The organism is Variovorax sp. PMC12 (assembly GCF_003019815.1).
GTDB lineage: Bacteria > Pseudomonadota > Gammaproteobacteria > Burkholderiales > Burkholderiaceae_C > Variovorax.
This window is the reverse complement of the sequence record NZ_CP027773.1, coordinates 1,827,372-1,842,468: the sequence shown is the minus strand read 5'-3', so window position 1 is coordinate 1,842,468 and position 15,097 is coordinate 1,827,372. Positions and strand designations below refer to the sequence as shown.

Annotated in this window: 12 protein-coding genes and 1 riboswitch; of the genes, 1 reads left to right on the top strand and 11 read right to left on the bottom strand. The window is 66.5% G+C overall.

Translation table 11 applies throughout. The annotated features are described in order from the left end of the window. Positions 1-25: 25 nt before the first annotated feature. The 4 genes from C4F17_RS08600 to C4F17_RS08585 form a co-directional block, all read right to left on the bottom strand. Positions 26-712 carry a glutathione S-transferase family protein gene (locus C4F17_RS08600; RefSeq protein WP_081266622.1) on the bottom strand — a complete coding sequence of 229 codons (687 nt, stop codon included), beginning with the start codon at positions 710-712 and terminating at the stop codon, positions 26-28. Between the two features lie 32 nt (positions 713-744). Next, positions 745-1,257 carry a 6,7-dimethyl-8-ribityllumazine synthase gene (locus tag C4F17_RS08595; RefSeq protein WP_081266623.1) on the bottom strand — a complete coding sequence of 171 codons (513 nt, stop codon included), beginning with the start codon at positions 1,255-1,257 and terminating at the stop codon, positions 745-747. Between the two features lie 98 nt (positions 1,258-1,355). After that, positions 1,356-1,527, bottom strand: a riboswitch (FMN riboswitch). Positions 1,528-1,624: 97 nt separating this feature from the next. Continuing rightward, the gene (locus C4F17_RS08590; RefSeq protein WP_199851933.1) at positions 1,625-3,811 is read right to left on the bottom strand and encodes a TonB-dependent siderophore receptor; all 2,187 of its coding nucleotides are present in this window, start codon (positions 3,809-3,811) and stop codon (positions 1,625-1,627) included. Positions 3,812-4,082: 271 nt separating this feature from the next. Beyond that, positions 4,083-5,177: a DNA glycosylase AlkZ-like family protein gene (locus C4F17_RS08585; RefSeq protein ID WP_106934953.1), complete on the bottom strand. Its 1,095-nt coding sequence runs from the start codon at positions 5,175-5,177 to the stop codon at positions 4,083-4,085. 844 nt (positions 5,178-6,021) lie between these two features. On the opposite strand from C4F17_RS08585, the gene C4F17_RS08575 reads away from it, so the two are divergent. Further along, entirely contained in the window at positions 6,022-7,275 is a 1,254-nt protein-coding gene (locus C4F17_RS08575; protein WP_106934951.1) for an alpha/beta hydrolase family protein, read from the top strand. A 413-nt stretch (positions 7,276-7,688) separates the two neighbouring features. Here C4F17_RS08575 and C4F17_RS08570 read toward each other — a convergent pair whose 3' ends face one another. Genes C4F17_RS08570 through C4F17_RS08540 form a run of 7 tightly spaced genes read right to left on the bottom strand, consistent with a single transcriptional unit; the run spans position 7,689 to position 15,085 of the window. Continuing rightward, positions 7,689-8,567: a sugar phosphate isomerase/epimerase family protein gene (locus C4F17_RS08570; RefSeq protein ID WP_106937489.1), complete on the bottom strand. Its 879-nt coding sequence runs from the start codon at positions 8,565-8,567 to the stop codon at positions 7,689-7,691. An 8-nt stretch (positions 8,568-8,575) separates the two neighbouring features. Further along, positions 8,576-9,763, bottom strand: a complete 1,188-nt coding sequence (locus tag C4F17_RS08565) for a dihydrodipicolinate synthase family protein (protein ID WP_106934950.1) — start codon at positions 9,761-9,763, stop codon at positions 8,576-8,578. 7 nt (positions 9,764-9,770) lie between these two features. Beyond that, positions 9,771-10,934, bottom strand: coding sequence for a Gfo/Idh/MocA family protein (locus C4F17_RS08560; RefSeq protein WP_081266627.1), 1,164 nt, complete (start codon positions 10,932-10,934; stop codon positions 9,771-9,773). A gap of 48 nt (positions 10,935-10,982) precedes the next feature. Continuing rightward, complete coding sequence (locus C4F17_RS08555) at positions 10,983-12,422, bottom strand: enolase C-terminal domain-like protein (protein ID WP_106934949.1); 1,440 nt, start codon at positions 12,420-12,422, stop codon at positions 10,983-10,985. Positions 12,423-12,433: 11 nt separating this feature from the next. Beyond that, a complete protein-coding gene (locus tag C4F17_RS08550) occupies positions 12,434-13,213 on the bottom strand; it encodes an ABC transporter ATP-binding protein (RefSeq protein WP_106934948.1) in 780 nt (259 codons plus the stop codon). Between the two features lie 57 nt (positions 13,214-13,270). Beyond that, entirely contained in the window at positions 13,271-14,272 is a 1,002-nt protein-coding gene (locus C4F17_RS08545) for an ABC transporter substrate-binding protein (protein WP_106934947.1), read from the bottom strand. 39 nt (positions 14,273-14,311) lie between these two features. Beyond that, positions 14,312-15,085: an ABC transporter permease gene (locus C4F17_RS08540; RefSeq protein WP_106934946.1), complete on the bottom strand. Its 774-nt coding sequence runs from the start codon at positions 15,083-15,085 to the stop codon at positions 14,312-14,314. Between the last annotated feature and the right edge of the window lie 12 nt (positions 15,086-15,097).

The window sequence follows — 15,097 nt, the reverse complement described above, 5'->3', positions numbered from 1 at the left end:
CGTCGATTATGAAAAGAGCAGCGCGCTACGCTCCCGTGGTTTCCCAGCCGGGCGTGAACGGAAATCTCTCGGCCCAGAAACCGGCCAGGCGCGGATCGGCGTCCACGCGCTTCACCACCGGCGCCATGCGCGGCGCCTCGCGGTAGAAGCGCGCGCGCCGCGGCGTCCAGCGCGACATCACGGTCACGTACAGGTCGAGCATGCCGAGCCTGTCGCCGAGCAGGTAGGGCGCGGGCTCGTCGATCTGCGTGTCCATCAGGTGCCAGCAATGCGCGATGCGCTCGGCCGATCGATCGAGCATCGCGGGCTGGCCGGCGGGGTCGGGCACGAGCCGCGGGGGATCGTCGCGCACCCAGAACAGCGAATAGATGGCGGCCGGCAGGTAGACCATCCAGCGCAGGTAGCGCGCGCGCAGCGGGCTGTCGGGCGCGGGGCAGAGGCCGGCTTCCGGGTAGCGGTCGCCGAGCCAGATCAGGATGGCCGCGCTCTCGGTCATCACCTCGCCCGAAGGCAGCACCAGCGCGGGCACTTGGCGCATCGGGTTGACGCCCGAGACGCGTTCGCGCTCAGCTTCTCCCTCCCATGCGGCCACGTCCACGGTGTCGACCTGCGCGCCGATGAGCGTCAGCGCCGCATGGATGGGCGTGGCACCGGAGCCGGGCGCGCCGTAGAGTGTGTAGCGGTCGTTCGAGGCGGATGATGAAGAGCTCATCCGCCCAGATTACTTCAGCCTCGCGTCCGTTGTCACGCGGCCAGCAGCGCGTCCACCTGCTTGAGCGCTTCGAGCGTCCTGACGCAGGCCTCGGCCACTTCAGTCCCTTTGACAGCGAAGTGGCGATGGAAATACTTGCGGTGCTCCACGTGCTCATGGAAGTGGTGCGGCGTGAGCACGGCCGAGAAGATCGGCACGTCGGTCTCCAGCTGCAGCGACATCAGCGTGCTGACCACTGTGTTCGCGACGAACTCGTGGCGGTAGATGCCGCCGTCCACCACCAGCGCACAGCCGACGATGGCCGCGTACTTGCCCGAGTTGGCCAGCCGCTTGGCATGCAGCGGGATCTCGAAGGCGCCCGGCACGTCGAAGATGTCGATGAGCTCGCGCGCCACGCCGAGCCGCGCCATTTCTTCGAGGAAGGCGTCGCGCGCCTGGTGGACGATGTCGGAATGCCACTGCGCCTCGACGAATGCGATGCGCGTGCCGCGCGGCGAACCCGACGCGGTGATGGCGGAGAGGGGAAGGTCGTTGATCTGACTCATGGTGTGCCTCTTGAAAGCAGGTTTCCTGAATCAGGGCGCACGAAACCACGGGGCCACCCGCGCGCCTGCATGGCAGGGCACGCGGGTCGACCCGCATTTCGCGCTCTCTTTCATCCGGACTGTGACCGTCGGCTTCGGAATCGCACCGAAATCTGCTGACCCTGGAACCCGTCGAGGGCGCCAGGCGCTCGCGGGCTTGTGCGGCATTTCTTTCGAGAAAAAGCCGCCATTACCGCCGGTGGGGAATTGCACCCCGCCCTGAGAACGCTTGCCGTCCGGCTGGCCGGACGACGGCGCGATTCTAGGAGCGCGCCGCGGCCGGGCTTGTCACCCGCGCGCCAGACCTTCGGCTGCGCGGGGATTTTCGTCAGAAGCGATACGTGGCTGATGCAGTCACTGTACGGCGCTGGCCGTAGAAGCAGTCGCCGCGCGCCAGGCACGTGGTGAGCTGCACCTTGTCGGTCAGGTTGGCCACGTTGAGCGACAGGCGCAGTGGGCCGTTGTCCCAGGCGAACATCGCGTCCAGCAGCGTGACCGCCGGCACCGGGTTGGCGTCCATGCCGTCCCACGACTTGCCGACGTAGCGCACGCCCCCGCCTGCCGAGAAGCCGGGCACGCCGCCGATCGAGAAGCGGTGCGTCACCCATGCCGAAGCCGCATGCGTGGGCACGCCCGAGATGCGCTTGCCCAGGTCGGCGGCGTTGCTGCGCGAAACGCGCGCGTCGGTGTAGGCGTAGGTGGCGATCCAGTCCCAGTCGCGCGCGATGCTGCGCTTGTATTCCAGCTCCAGCCCCTTCACATGCACCTCGCCGAGCTGCACGCTGTTGAGCGGGTTGGTCGGGTCGGTGGTCTTGCGGTTGGTGTCGCGCAGGTCGTACACCGCCGCCATGAACGAGCTGCGCTGTCCTTCGGGCTCCCACTTCACGCCGGCTTCCCATTGCTTGCCGCGCTGGGGCTTGAAGGGCGTGTTGTTCAGGTCGACGCCGCCCAGCGGAAGGAACGACTCCGAATAGCTCAGGTAAGGCGCCCAGCCGCCGTCGGCCTGGTACACGATGCCTGCGCGCTTGGTGGTGGCTTTGTCGTCACCGGCCGCCGCAGGCCGGCCCTGGGTGTCGGTGGTGGCCTTGTCGTGGCGCAGCCCCAGCACGCCGATCCAGCGGCCGTACTTGACCTGGTCCTGCACGTAGATGCCGGCCTGCTTCTGCACCACCTCGGGCGAGCGCGTGTAGCTGGTGGGCGGCGTGTAGTTGCCGTACACCGGTGCATAGACGTCGAGCGCGCCGGCGCGCCCGCGGCCCGACAGCTTGGAGGTGGTGTTGCGCTGGAAGTCGGCGCCCAGCAGCACCGTGTGCTCGACATCGCCGGTCTTGAAGCGGGCCTCTGCCTGGTTGTCCAACAGCAGCATCTTGCCGCCGTTGATGTCGCTGCTCAGGTCGCGTTCCAGCGTGCGCTGGTCGGCGTTGAACACCGGCCGCGCCGGTCGGCCGGTGAGCCGGTTGGCGGTGAAGCTGGTGTACGACGTGTTGTAGACCACCTTGCTCTCGGTCGAGCGCAGGTTCTGGCGGAAAGTCCAGGTGTCGTTCAGGCGGTGGCTGAACAGGTAGCCCAGCGACGTGGTGCGGGTGTCGTAGCGGTCGAAGCCCGGCTCGCCCAGGAACGTCGAAGTGGGAATCTGCCCGTAGAGCGAGGGCAGCAGCGTGCCCTGCCACGGGAAGAAGCCGATCAGCGAGCCGCTCTTGTCCTTCTGGTAGAGCGCCTGCAGGGTGAGCGAGGTGTCCGCGTTCGGGCGCCAGGTGAGCGAGGGCGCGACCAGGATGCGGTCGTCCGGCACATGGTCGACCTGCGTGCCGCTGTCGCGGTTCACCGCCACCAGCCGGTAGAGCCACTTGCCTTCGGGGTCGATCGGTCCGGTGAAGTCTGCCGCGACCTGCTTGCGGGCGTTGCTGCCCAGCTGCAATTGCACTTCGCGCTGTGTCTCGGCCTGCGGCCGCTTCGACACCATGTTCAACACGCCGCCGACGCCGCCTTGGCCGTAGAGCACCGACGACGGGCCCCGCAGCAGCTCCACGCGTTCCAGCATGTACGGGTCGAGCTTGCTGGAGTTGTAGGTGCCATAGGTGCGCAGCAGCCCGTCGAGGTACTGCGTCGCGTCGCCGCCGCGCACCTTGAACGCGTCGACGCGGCTGTCGAAGTAGCTCGACACCACGCCGGCCGTGTAGTTGGTGGTTTCGCGCAGCGTGAGCGCGCCCTGGGCCTCCATCTGGTCGCGCGTGACCACCGAGATGGCCTGCGGCGTCTCGATAAGCGGCGTGTCGGTCTTGGTGGCGCTGCCGCCGCGCCTGGCGACGAAGCCGGTGACCGGGCCGGTCGCGGTCTCGCCGGCATCGCCCGTCACGGTGACCGTGGGCAGCGCCTTGCGGGTTTCGGCGGCGTCGACCTTCTCCTCGGCGTAGGCCGGCACGGCGGCGCCCAGCGCCAGGGCGGTTGCCGCGAGCGTGACGCGGCGGGTATGGGAATGGCGCCAAGCGGGGCGCCGATGCTTCTTCGATGTCATGTGCAGCTTCTCCTGTGTCCTGCGTTTGGGGGGAGTGGCTGCGGCGCGCGACGAATGCGGGCGCGCCATGGCTTCTCGTCTCTGATCCGGTCGATGCGGGTCGGACGAGCGCAAACCGGCGGCTGGCTTCGGGCTGGCGGCCGGTGGGTTTTATGGGTTCTTGTTGCGTCGTCGCGGGCAGCTGTCGAAGCTGCGGTCTTCGTTCCTTCGAAGACGGCTGGCGCCCGTTGCGGGCAGCTGGCTGAGGCTGGCGATTATAGGAAGAAAGGCGTCATCGTCCGGCGAGAAACAGCGCCATTCGCTGCAGTTCGTCGTCGAGCGCCGCGCGGAATGCCGCGTCGCGCGGCTTCCTGCCGGCATAGCCGAACACCGGCTTCAGCCGTCCCTCGGCCGAGCTGCCGAAGTTGCCCCAGCCGATCACCCGGTCGTGCCACAGCATCGGCAGCGCGTAGTAGCCGAACTGGCGCTGGGGCGCGGGTGTGTAGGCCTCGAACTTGTAGGTCCAGCCCCAGAGGAGCTCGAAACGGCGGCGGTCCCACACGACGGGGTCGAAGGGCGCGAGCAGGCGCACCGCATCGTCGGGCGCGTGGCGGCGCGAGGCCGGGTTCTCGTCGGCGGGCCAGTACCAGGTCGTGCCGTCGATGCGGCAGCTCGCGAGTTCTTCGCGTGCGATGCGCAGAGCCGCCTGCGTCTGCGCCGAGAGATGCGGCGCGCCGTAGCCGAGCAGGCGCACGAGGTAGGTGAGGCTCGCGGCCGGCAGCGGCGCGTATTTGCGCACCACCAGTTCGATGAGCGCGGCAGCGCGTTGTGCGCGGCCGGCGGGGCTGTCGTCGGCGGGCTGGTGCGTCACGGCTTCGTAGACGCGCGTGCCGCTGTCGCGCCGCACCACGCGCAGCATGCCGCGGTAGTGCATGTCGTCGAGCAGGTGCGTGGTGGCGTTGCTCGAGCCGCCCCAGTAGTTCGTGATGCGGCCATGCGCGAAGTGCTGTTCGACTTGTCGCGGATGCACCGGGCCGTGTTCCTGCACATAGGCCAGCACGTCTGCCGCCTTGCGCCGCGTGTCGGCGTCCCACACGCGCTTGGCCTCGCGCGGATGCATGAGCGCAAGGTGTTCGCGCGGAAGGAAGCCGTAGTTGACGAGGCAGTCTTCTTCGATGGCGAGCCGCGAGTAGCGGCTTTCCAGATCGCCCGCGCGGTAGTCTTTTACGCGGTGGCGCAGGGTGAGGTCTTGTGCGCGCGCAGGTGCGCGGATCGGGTCGGCCTGCACGAAGCCGAGTTGGCGGATCGCTGCTGGCAGCGTGGTCGGCTTGAAGAGGGTGCGCGCGACGGCGTAGCGGCGCAGGTCGTCCAGGGTCGGGGCGGGCATTCGCGGATTGCAGCACAGGTCGCGGCTTTGCGCTTTGCTGCGCTGTTGTTCAGGGCGCGCTCACGCCGACGGGGTGCCTTGCTCCGCGAATGTCCCCCGGCCTTCGGCCTCCTCCTTTATTTCGCTGCGCAAGGCACCCCGCCAGCGTGATCGTTCAGTGCCGCTGCGGAAGCTGCATTTGTTGGCGGTCGTCGGGACTTCGTGCCGCGTGGAACGGCTGCTTTGTCGCGTTCTTCTCTAGAGTGGATGCCCCTGTCACTTCACACCCCACCAAGGGAAGCAACACACCCAAGCCACCTACATGTTTGAAGGCTGCTTGCCTCGCGGCAGGTCGTCGGTGCGAAAGCAGCGATGCAGATGCGAGGTATCAAAAGGCGACGGCCGGGGTGTTACCAGCACCCCGACCGTCTAACCAAGTTCGTGCAACACCCTAGAAGGACCGCACAAAAATGGCTAGCAAGACTATAGCCCGGCCTCGCACGCCGGTAGCTTCCGCAGAAACCGCCCAAGACCCGGCGGATCTTCTCGAAAACACACTCTCTCAACTCGAAGCGCTCCTGTGGGTCTGCCACGGGGAAGACATCGACTGGTGCAGCGGCGATGGGCCTCGACGACTGGACAACCTGCTTTGGCTTGCGGCCGATCTTGCTCGCAAGGCTGGAGAGTTGTTTCAGGTGAACGAGATGGCGCGACGTGGAGCGCTTGGGGCTGGCGGTTAGCGGCTGGTCTGCGGGCCGCGGATTTCGCGGCCCGCCTGGGGAACGGGTTGCTGTCAGTCGAGCACTCGTGGTGTACGCTCCCCGTCGTCCACTACCCAACGTTTGAAGGTGTCGCTCGATAGCCGATGACCGCAGACCAAGAGATCACCACAATCTGGCCCGGATTCATGAGCGCCCTGGAGCCAGACGCATCGGAGAGCACAGGCGCCGCTGCTCTTCCGGCAGACATCGCGGTCGAGAAGCCGTCTGCCGATCTGCCGGCATCAATTTCAGCTTGGTCCGGGGAGTGGTCAGGATGGGCCGATCAGGGCCGGCGCTGCGACGTCAAGCTGATAGTCGAACGGCTTTCCCGGCGCGCCGCCACGATCGTTTGTGCGCGAGCATCTGTGAGCCATGATCCTTTTAACGAACGTCTGCTCGCGCAAATTCACGGAAACGAACTTCGCGGTCAGCTGAAAAGTGGCGCAACCCTCCAGCTTCGAATGAGAAACCCGAGTGTTGTTGAGCTTTTGTGGCGAGAGCCGGACGGCCGCTGGATCGCTGGTGTCCTATCACAGCTGAGTGCTGGAGGACGGCGCATCATCGAACGCGTGCCCACCGGCATGTTCGAGCATGGTGAGCAGATCACGCTTGAGATGGTGACGTTCAAACCGGATGGGCCGGGTCCTTTCCCGACGCTTGTGTTCAATCATGGTTCGACGGGTATCGGGAATGATCCGTCTGTGTTTACCAGCACGGTGACCAGTCCAGCATTGGCGAAGCACTTCAACGACCGCGGCTGGATGGTCGTGTTCCCCCAACGGCGCGGGCGCGGAAAGTCAGGGGGAATTTACGACGAGGGCTTCGAACCAGATCGGTCGCAGTACTCTGACGATCCCCAATATGCTCTTCCAGGCTTCGAGCATGCGCTGGTAGACGTGGCGTGCGTTGTGGAGCACCTGCTTGCGAGGCCTGACGTGAACCGTGAACACTTGATGATCGGCGGCCATTCTCGTGGAGGCTTCCTTGCACTGGCATCTGCCGCGTCTCGACCCGATCTCTTCGGCGCCGTCCTAAATTTTGTGGGTGGCTGGGTTGCTGAAAATGGGCCTGCATCCGAGATGATCAATACTGCTATTGCCCGAAGAGGCGCGAAGTTCTCCGGTCCCAGCGTATGGCTATACGCGGAAAACGACCCCTTCTATAGCGTTGCTCATAGTCAAAAGAGCTTTAACGCCTTCTTGCTTGCTGGCGGTCAGGGGCAGTTTCATGCACTCGATACACGTCCTGGGCAAGACGGCCATCACATCCTTTCCTTGACCGACCTATGGGGACCAGTCGTAGATGGTTTCCTGGATCGCGACAGCAACCTGAGTCGCGGGCCTTCCACGTCGAACTGACCAGTGAGAGCGGTCACATTGGAGGCCGCTTTGAAGCCGGAAGCCCAAGGAAAGCCAATTCCGGGCTCGAAATCGTCCGTCGACGTGAGGCAGCCACGCAGCGGAAGTTGCAGCATTGACCCGTCAGATCAGGAGATTGCCCGCCGGGCTGATGAAGACTGGCCTGGAACCGGGGGCGCGAGATGACTGCTCATCGCAAGTTCTCCGTAGCAACCGACGTGGATGTGTACTTCTGCGTCGTTCTGAGCACTTGTTGATCGGCCGAGCACCAGCAACGTGTCCTCGTGTACAGGGCATCGGGTGCTCCCCGCAGCGAAATAAAGGAGGAGGGGCGCAGCCCCGGGGGACATTCGCGGAGGGGAGTACCCGATGGCCTGTGCACGCGCCCCGAACACGGCGAACACAGAGCAGCGCTAGACAGCCCGCTTGTGCCGCTCGATACAGACTTCCAGAGTCTCAGCCCCAGCCCGCTGCCACCAGTCGAGATTCGAAAAAATCTCCACTTCGCTGAAGCCAGAGAACCCCGCGTCCTCCACCCACCCGCGGATCTTCTTCAGCTCGACCACGCCGTCACCCATCATCCCGCGGTCGCTCAGCAGATCGCGCGTGGGCGTGAGCCAGTCGCAGACGTGGTACGCCAGCAGACGCTCGCGGCCGGCGCGGGCTATCTGCTGCTGCAGCTTCGGGTCCCACCACACGTGATAGATGTCCAGCGCCACGCCCAGCATGCCGCTCTTGCCCGCGTCGAGCTCGTCGCACAGGTCGAGCGCATGCTCCAGCGTGTTGATGCATGCGCGGTCGGCCGCCTGCATCGGGTGCAGGGGCTCGATGGCCAGCGGCATGCCGACCTCGCGGGCGTACTCAAGCGATGCGGCGATGCCGTCGCGCACTTCGCCGCGCGCGCGGCCGATGTCCTTGTAGGCCGCCTTGCCGTCGAGCGCGCCGGGCAGCGCGCCGACGACCAGCACCAGGCAGGGCGCGTCGAGCGTCTTCGCTTCGTCGATGGCGCGGCGGTTGTCTTCCAGCGCGGCCTTCAGGCCCGCTGCATCCGGCGCGGGGAAGAAGCCGCCGCGGCAGTAGCCCGAGAGCCCGATGCCGTGCGCCTTCAACTGCTTCGCCACCTTGTCGAGACCGACAGCCGCCACCTGGTCGCGCCACGGGCTGATCGCGCGGATGCCGCGCTCGGCGCACTGGTCGATGATGCGGTCCAGCGGCACCTCGGCGCCCAGTTGCTTGCGAACCGTGGCGGTGTTGATCGACAGCCAGTCGTGGTCTTGCGAGAAATCGCGCATGGGCTGCTTCAACCTTCCACGCCGTGCAGGGCCAGCAGCGTCTTCATGCGCTGCACAGCCAGCTCCGGCTGCTCCAGCAGGTTGGCCGCATCGGCCAGCCGGAACAGCTCGGCGAAGTGCTGCAGCGAGCGCGTGCTCTGCTGGCCGCCGACCATGGTGAAGTGCTTCTGGTGGCCGTTGAGCCAGGCCATGAACACCACGCCGGTCTTGTAGAAGCGCGTGGGCGCCGCAAAGATGTGGCGCGACAGCGGCACGGTGGGGCCGAGGATGTCGTGGAACTTCTTCTCGTCGCCCTGCGCCAGCGCCCCGAGGGCCGCGCTGGCCGCGGGCGCGATGGCGTCGAAGATGCCCAGCAGTGCGTCGCTTTTGCCGTGCGTGGGCTCGTCGCCGAAGCCGTCGCCCGCGATCAGCTCGGCGTAGTTGAAGTCGTCGCCCGTGTACATGCGCACGCCGGCCGGCAGGCGGCGGCGCATCGCGATTTCCTTGTCCTTGTCGAGCAGGGAGATCTTGATGCCGTCGACCTTGTCCGGGTGCGCGACGATGATGCCCAGCGCCGTGTCCATGGCCGCGTCCACGTCCTTGGTGCCCCAGTAGCCGGCCAATGCGGGGTCGAACATGTCGCCCAGCCAGTGCAGCACCACCGGCTGCTTCGCCTGGCTCAGGATGCGGTCGTACACGCGCTCGTAGTCGGCAGGGCTCTTTGCCACGCGGGCGAGCGCGCGGCTGGCCATCACGATCAGCTTGCCGCCCAGGGCCTCGATGGCGGCCATCTGCTCTTCATAGCCGCGGATCACGTCGTCGACGCTCTTCACGCTGTCGATGTCCAGGTGGTCGGTGCCGCAGCCTGAAGCCACCAGCGCGCCCGGAACGTCCTTGGCCGCATCCAGCGAGCGGCGGATCAGCTCCAGCGACGTGGGCCAGTCCAGACCCATGCCGCGCTGCGCGGTGTCCATGGCCTCGGCCACGCCCAGCCCCAGCGAGAACAGGTGGCGGCGGTAGGCGATGGTGGTGTCCCAGTCGACCGCGCATTGCAGCCACGGATCGATGGCGGCCAGCGGGTCGGCCACCACGTGCGCGGCCGAGTACGCAATCCGGTTGAACTTCACGCCCGCGCCGGGCTTGACCGGCGCGGTGCCGCGCAACGCGTAGGGCGCGAGCGCGCCGCCTGCGGTGGGGAGGGTGAGAGAAAGCGCCATGCCTGCCTCAGACCTTCAGCGCCGGCACGTCGACCCAGCGGCGGTCCTGCCACGACTCGAGCGCGGCCTCGACCAGCTGCACGCCCTTGGCGCCTTCGGGCAACGTCCACTTGTAGGGTGCGTTCTCGACCACGTGGCGAATGAAGTGCTCCCACTGGATCTTGAAGCCGTTGTCGTAGACCTGCGAGTCCGGAATCTCCTGCCACTGGTCGAAGAAGTTCATGGTCTGCTTCTCGTCGGGGTTCCACACCGGGCGCGGCGTGGCCACGCGCGACTGGGCGCGGCAGCTCGACAGGCCGGCCACGGCGGAGCCGTCGGTGCCGTCGACGTGGAAGGTCACGAGGTCGTCGCGGCGCACGCGCGTGACCCAGCTCATGTTGATCTGCGCGATGACCGGCTCGCCGTTGTGGCCGGTGAGTTCGCAGGTGGCGTAGGCGGCGTCGTCGGCGGTGGCCTCATACGGCTTGCCGGCTTCGTCCCAGCGCTTGGGGATGTGCGTGGCGCCAATGCAGGACACCGACTTCACCTCGCCGAACAGGTTGTCCAGCACATAGCGCCAGTGGCACATCATGTCCAGGATCATGCCGCCGCCGTCTTCCTTGCGGTAGTTCCAGCTCGGGCGCTGGATGGGCTGCAGGTCGCCTTCGAACACCCAGTAGCCGAACTCCAGGCGCACGCTGAGCATGCGGCCGAAGAAGCCGGCGCGGCGCAGCATGTCGAGCTTGCGCAGGCCGGGCAGGAAGAGCTTGTCCTGCACCGCGCCGTGCTTGAGGCCCGAGCCTTCGGCCAGGCGTGCGATTTCGACGGCCTCGTTCAGGTTGGTGGCAATCGGCTTCTCGCAGTACACATGCTTGCCGGCGCGGATGGCCTTGGCCAGCAGCGTGGGGCGCATCTGCGTGGTGCCGGCGTCGAAGAAGATGGTGTCGTCCTTGTTCTCCAGGGCCTTGTCGAGGTCGGTGCCCCAGCGCGGGATGTTGTGCGCCTTGGCCAGCGCTTCCATCTTCTCGGCGTTGCGCCCGATGAGGATCGGGTCGGGCATCACCTTGTCGCCGTTCGACAGCGTGACGCCGCCTTGCGCGCGGATCGCGCAGATCGAGCGGATCAGATGCTGGTTCATGCCCATGCGTCCGGTGACGCCGTGCATGATGATTCCGAGACGTTGGGTGGCCATCGTTTGCTTCCTTGAGATGCGAGAGAGACAGAGATTGAAGAGGGTGCTTCAGTAGACGGAACGCATGGCGTCCCACGAGATGCCGGCGCCGGGTTTGCCGGTGGCAAAGCCGGGCGCGTTGGCGAGCGAGGACAGATCGAGCTGCCCTTCGCGGATGGCGAGGCGCACTGCGCCGTCGCTGGGTTCGTAGAGGCCGGGATGCAGCTTCAGCAGCGCCTGCTGCTCGGCCTCGGGCGAGGCCGCGAGGCCGTTGACGTAGTGGTGGCCGTTGCGCTCGACGTGCGAGAGCCCGAGCCAGGCGACCAGCGCCAGGTCCTGCTGCACGCCGATGCCGGCCTGCATGGTGAGGTCTTCGCCGGACAGGAAGTGGCGTGCCGTGTCGCCGGCCGCGTTCCACTGCGCGCAGCGCGCGGCGTTGACGATCGACTTGTAGAAGCCCTTGCAGCTCTTGCTCGACACGCCGGTGTAGCCCAGCGTTCGGGCCTGCACGAAGGCGTCGAGCGTGCTGTCGGATTCGTCGATGAGAAGCGGAATGCGCTTGCCCAGTGCCGACACGTCGCGCTGCAATGCGGCGTCGCGGCGGATCGGCTGCTCGACGAACGCCGTCTTCCGCACCAGCGTGCGCAGCGAGGGCGTGGACAGCATGCGGTCGAGGAACGCGCCGAAGGCGTCCGCGTCGGCGTACTGCTCGTTGCCGTCGAGCGTCACCAACTGCGCGTGCCCGTCGATGACGTTGGCGATGCGTTCGAGCCGCGCGATGTCCTGCGCGGTGTCGCCGCAGAGCTTGAGCTTGAAATGGGTGAGGCCGTAGCGGCGCACGGCGGCTGCGAGCGTGGCGGGCAGGCCGTCATCGGGCGCATCGGGCGCATCGGGCAGGGCGTCGCTGTCGTCGATGGCATCGGCCAGGCCCACGGTGTGGCGCGCGGCAATGCGGGTTCGCGGCGATTGCCTGGCCAGGAAGCCCGGCATGTCGAAGCCCGCGAGGTCGTCGGCCAGGCCGCTGCCCGCGATGTCGATTCCGGCGAGGTTGCCGCTCATCGCGGTAGCAAAGCTCAGGCCGCTGTGCAGGCACAGGGCGTCAAGCAGTGCGCGGTCGATCAGCGCCGGGCCGTAGCTGGCCACCAGCGGCTGCAGGCCCTTGGCCTTGGCGCGGCCCTGCAGCGCGGCGTAGTTGGAGGCGAAGTGCGTCCACGCGGTCTGGGCGTCGGCCTCGGCGGTATAGGCCTCGCGCGCATCGCGCAGGGCGAAGCGCAGTTGCTCGAAGTTCTGTTCGTTGGTGAGCGCGGGGTTCTTGTCGAACCACTTGGGCACCATCATCTCGGCGGCGCAACCCTCGGCCGTGCGGCCGTCCGCGAAACGGATGCGGGCCTTCACGTAGACCTGAGGGCAGGCCGTGACCGTGGCCGCGCCGAAGCGGAACGGCAGCCGCAGCGCCACGTTGCGCTCGGCGAAGCGGATCTCCTCGACATGAAAACGGATCGCGTCCATGGCCGTCGCCTTCAGTGGTCCAGGATGCCCTGCGAGAAGAAATGCGCGCGCACCAGCTTCGTGTAGGCCCCGAACTCGGGCGAGGCCATCATGTCGAGCGTGCGGGCGCGTGGCAGGTCGATGTCGTACACCGCGGCAATGGAGCCGGGCCGCTCGCTCATCACGATCACGCGGTCCGACAGGAAGATGGCCTCGGGAATGCTGTGGGTGATGAGCATCACCGTCTTCTTCGACGCCATCCAGATGCGCTGCAGTTCCAGGTTCATCTTCTCGCGCGTCATGGCGTCCAGCGCGCCGAAGGGCTCGTCCATCAGCAGCACCGACGGGTCGTGCAGCAGGGCGCGGCAGATCGACGCGCGCTGCTGCATGCCGCCCGACAGCTGCCACGGGTACTTGCCCTCGAAGCCCTTCAGGCCGGCCATCTCCATCAGGTTGCGTGCACGGGCCTTCGCGGCGTCCATGGGCAGATGGCGCATCTCGGCCTGCAGCAGGATGTTGTCTTCCACGCTGCGCCAGGGCAGCAGCACCGCGCTCTGGAACACGATGCCCACATCTTTCTGCGGGCCCTTGATGGGCTTGCCGGCCAGCGTGAGGCTGCCGCCGCTGATCGGCAGCAGGCCCGCCACCATCTTCAGCAAGGTGCTCTTGCCGCAGCCCGAGGGGCCGACGACCGAGACGAACTCGCCTTCCCCGATGGCGAAGTCGAGCGGCTTGAGCGACTCGACCGGGCCGTCCTTGCTTTGGTAGATCTTCGAGACGCCGCGCGCTTCGATCAGGTTGACTTGGGACATGGAATGCGTGAGAGGTGGCGGCAGCGAAAGGCGCGCGGGTTCAGGGGCAGGGGCGGGTCAGGGCAGGAAGTCGAGGGTGACGTAGTCTTCCGGCTTGCCGCGCGTGGAAGCGTCCATGCCGCCGTACTGCACCAGCAGGTCGAGCGAGTCGCTGACGTTCTTCATGGTCACGCGGAACGGGCGCTGGTTGGCGGTTTCCTTCGTGTGATAGAGGGCGATGCTCTGCTTCATGCCCACGATGAGCGTGTCGCGCACGCCGGCCTTGGCGTTGGCCTTGAGCATGGCGTCGACTGCCGCCTCGGGGCTCTTCTCGGCGGCTTCCGCGGCCTTGGTGGAGGCGCGCATGAAGCGCTTCACCAGGTCGGGGTTCTCGGTCAGCAGGTTCTTGTTGGTGATGATCCCGGAGCTGATCTGGTTCACGCCGGAGTCGGCGAAGCGGATCGGCGTCACGGGCTTGCCGGTAGCGTCCTGCAGCTTGATGGCCTGGTCCATCACGTAGCCCAGCAGCAGGTCGGCCTGGCCGTTGGTCACGGCATTGAGCTTGGTCTGGCCGTCGCCAGAGACGATCTTCACCTGGTCGGGCTTGATGTCGTTGACCTTGAGGAAGAGCGGCCACATCTGCGACATCGAGTCGCCGGGCGTCACGGCCACGGTCTTGCCGATGATGTCCTTCGGCGTCTTGATGTTCTTCTCGGTGAAGCCCATGACCGACATCGGACTCACCTGGAACAGCACGCCGGTCGACTTCAGCGGCGCGCCCTTGGCGGCGGCCTTGATCATGGTGGTGACGTCGATGTAGCCGAAGGTGGCCGACTTGGCGGCCACCGCCTGCGCGGTGACGGCGGAGCCGCGGCCTTCCTGGATGTCGAGATCGATGCCCTCGTCGGCGTAGAAGCCCTTTTCCTTGCCGAGGAAGAAGGGCGCGTGCTCGCTGTACAGGTACCAGTTGAGCATCAGCGTGACCTTGTCCTTGGGCTTGTCGCCCTGGGCATGGGCCGGTGCGATGGAAAAGGTGGCGAGCGCTGCCGCGGCGAGCAGCGAGGGAAGCAGTTTCTTCATGGTGTTGTCTCCGGGAGTTGTCGGTTTTTGCGAAGTAACTCAGTGCGTGTGGCGCTGCGAGGCATGCCACGGAATCATCACGCGCTCGACCAGGTCGACCGCGACGAAAAGAATGACGCCAATGCTCGACAGGACCACCAGCGCGGCAAACATCAGGGGCAGGTCGAAGTTCCCGTTGGCCACCTGCAGCACGTACCCGATGCCCGAGTTGGAGCCGACGAATTCACCGACCACCGCGCCCACCACGGCCAGCGTGACCGACACCTTCAGGCCGCTGAAGATCTGGGGCAGCGCCTGCGGCAGGCTGATCTTGAAGAAGGTCTGCAGGCGGCTCGCGCCCATCGAGCGAGAAAGATCGAGCATGTCGGGCTCCACCGACTTGAAGCCCATCACCGTGGACACCACCACCGGGAAGAAGCCCAGCAGGAAGGCGCTGATCACCTTGGGGAAGATGCCGAAGCCGAACCACACCACGAACAGCGGCGCGATGGCCACCTTGGGAATGCTCTGCGAGAACACCAGCAGCGGGTACACATACGACTCGACCACGCGCGAGTAGGCGATGACCATCGCGATCGGAATGCCGATGAGGATCGTCAGGCCGAAGCCGCCGAGCGTGGCGAGCGTGGTCTTCCAGCTTTCGGCGAGCAGGTGCGGCCATTCGGCGACGAGCTGCTTCACCACCTCCCACGGCGGCGGAATCAGGTAGGCGGGAATCTTGAAGAGGCGGATCGCCAGGTCCCACAGCACCAGCAGCATCAGGATCAGCAGGAAAGGGCGCAGGGCAGGGGAGAGCAGGAGCTTGCGGAGCATGGAGGTGCCGGG

What these genes read in the sequence shown, in the direction of transcription:
- C4F17_RS08600 (WP_081266622.1), bottom strand. Translation starts at nt 712, where the DNA reads ATGAGCTCTTCATCATCCGCCTCGAACGACCGCTACACACTCTACGGC.
- C4F17_RS08595 (WP_081266623.1), bottom strand. Translation starts at nt 1,257, where the DNA reads ATGAGTCAGATCAACGACCTTCCCCTCTCCGCCATCACCGCGTCGGGT.
- C4F17_RS08590 (WP_199851933.1), bottom strand. Translation starts at nt 3,811, where the DNA reads ATGACATCGAAGAAGCATCGGCGCCCCGCTTGGCGCCATTCCCATACC.
- C4F17_RS08585 (WP_106934953.1), bottom strand. Translation starts at nt 5,177, where the DNA reads ATGCCCGCCCCGACCCTGGACGACCTGCGCCGCTACGCCGTCGCGCGC.
- C4F17_RS08575 (WP_106934951.1), top strand. Translation starts at nt 6,022, where the DNA reads ATGACCGCAGACCAAGAGATCACCACAATCTGGCCCGGATTCATGAGC.
- C4F17_RS08570 (WP_106937489.1), bottom strand. Translation starts at nt 8,567, where the DNA reads ATGCGCGATTTCTCGCAAGACCACGACTGGCTGTCGATCAACACCGCC.
- C4F17_RS08565 (WP_106934950.1), bottom strand. Translation starts at nt 9,763, where the DNA reads ATGGCGCTTTCTCTCACCCTCCCCACCGCAGGCGGCGCGCTCGCGCCC.
- C4F17_RS08560 (WP_081266627.1), bottom strand. Translation starts at nt 10,934, where the DNA reads ATGGCCACCCAACGTCTCGGAATCATCATGCACGGCGTCACCGGACGC.
- C4F17_RS08555 (WP_106934949.1), bottom strand. Translation starts at nt 12,422, where the DNA reads ATGGACGCGATCCGTTTTCATGTCGAGGAGATCCGCTTCGCCGAGCGC.
- C4F17_RS08550 (WP_106934948.1), bottom strand. Translation starts at nt 13,213, where the DNA reads ATGTCCCAAGTCAACCTGATCGAAGCGCGCGGCGTCTCGAAGATCTAC.
- C4F17_RS08545 (WP_106934947.1), bottom strand. Translation starts at nt 14,272, where the DNA reads ATGAAGAAACTGCTTCCCTCGCTGCTCGCCGCGGCAGCGCTCGCCACC.
- C4F17_RS08540 (WP_106934946.1), bottom strand. Translation starts at nt 15,085, where the DNA reads ATGCTCCGCAAGCTCCTGCTCTCCCCTGCCCTGCGCCCTTTCCTGCTG.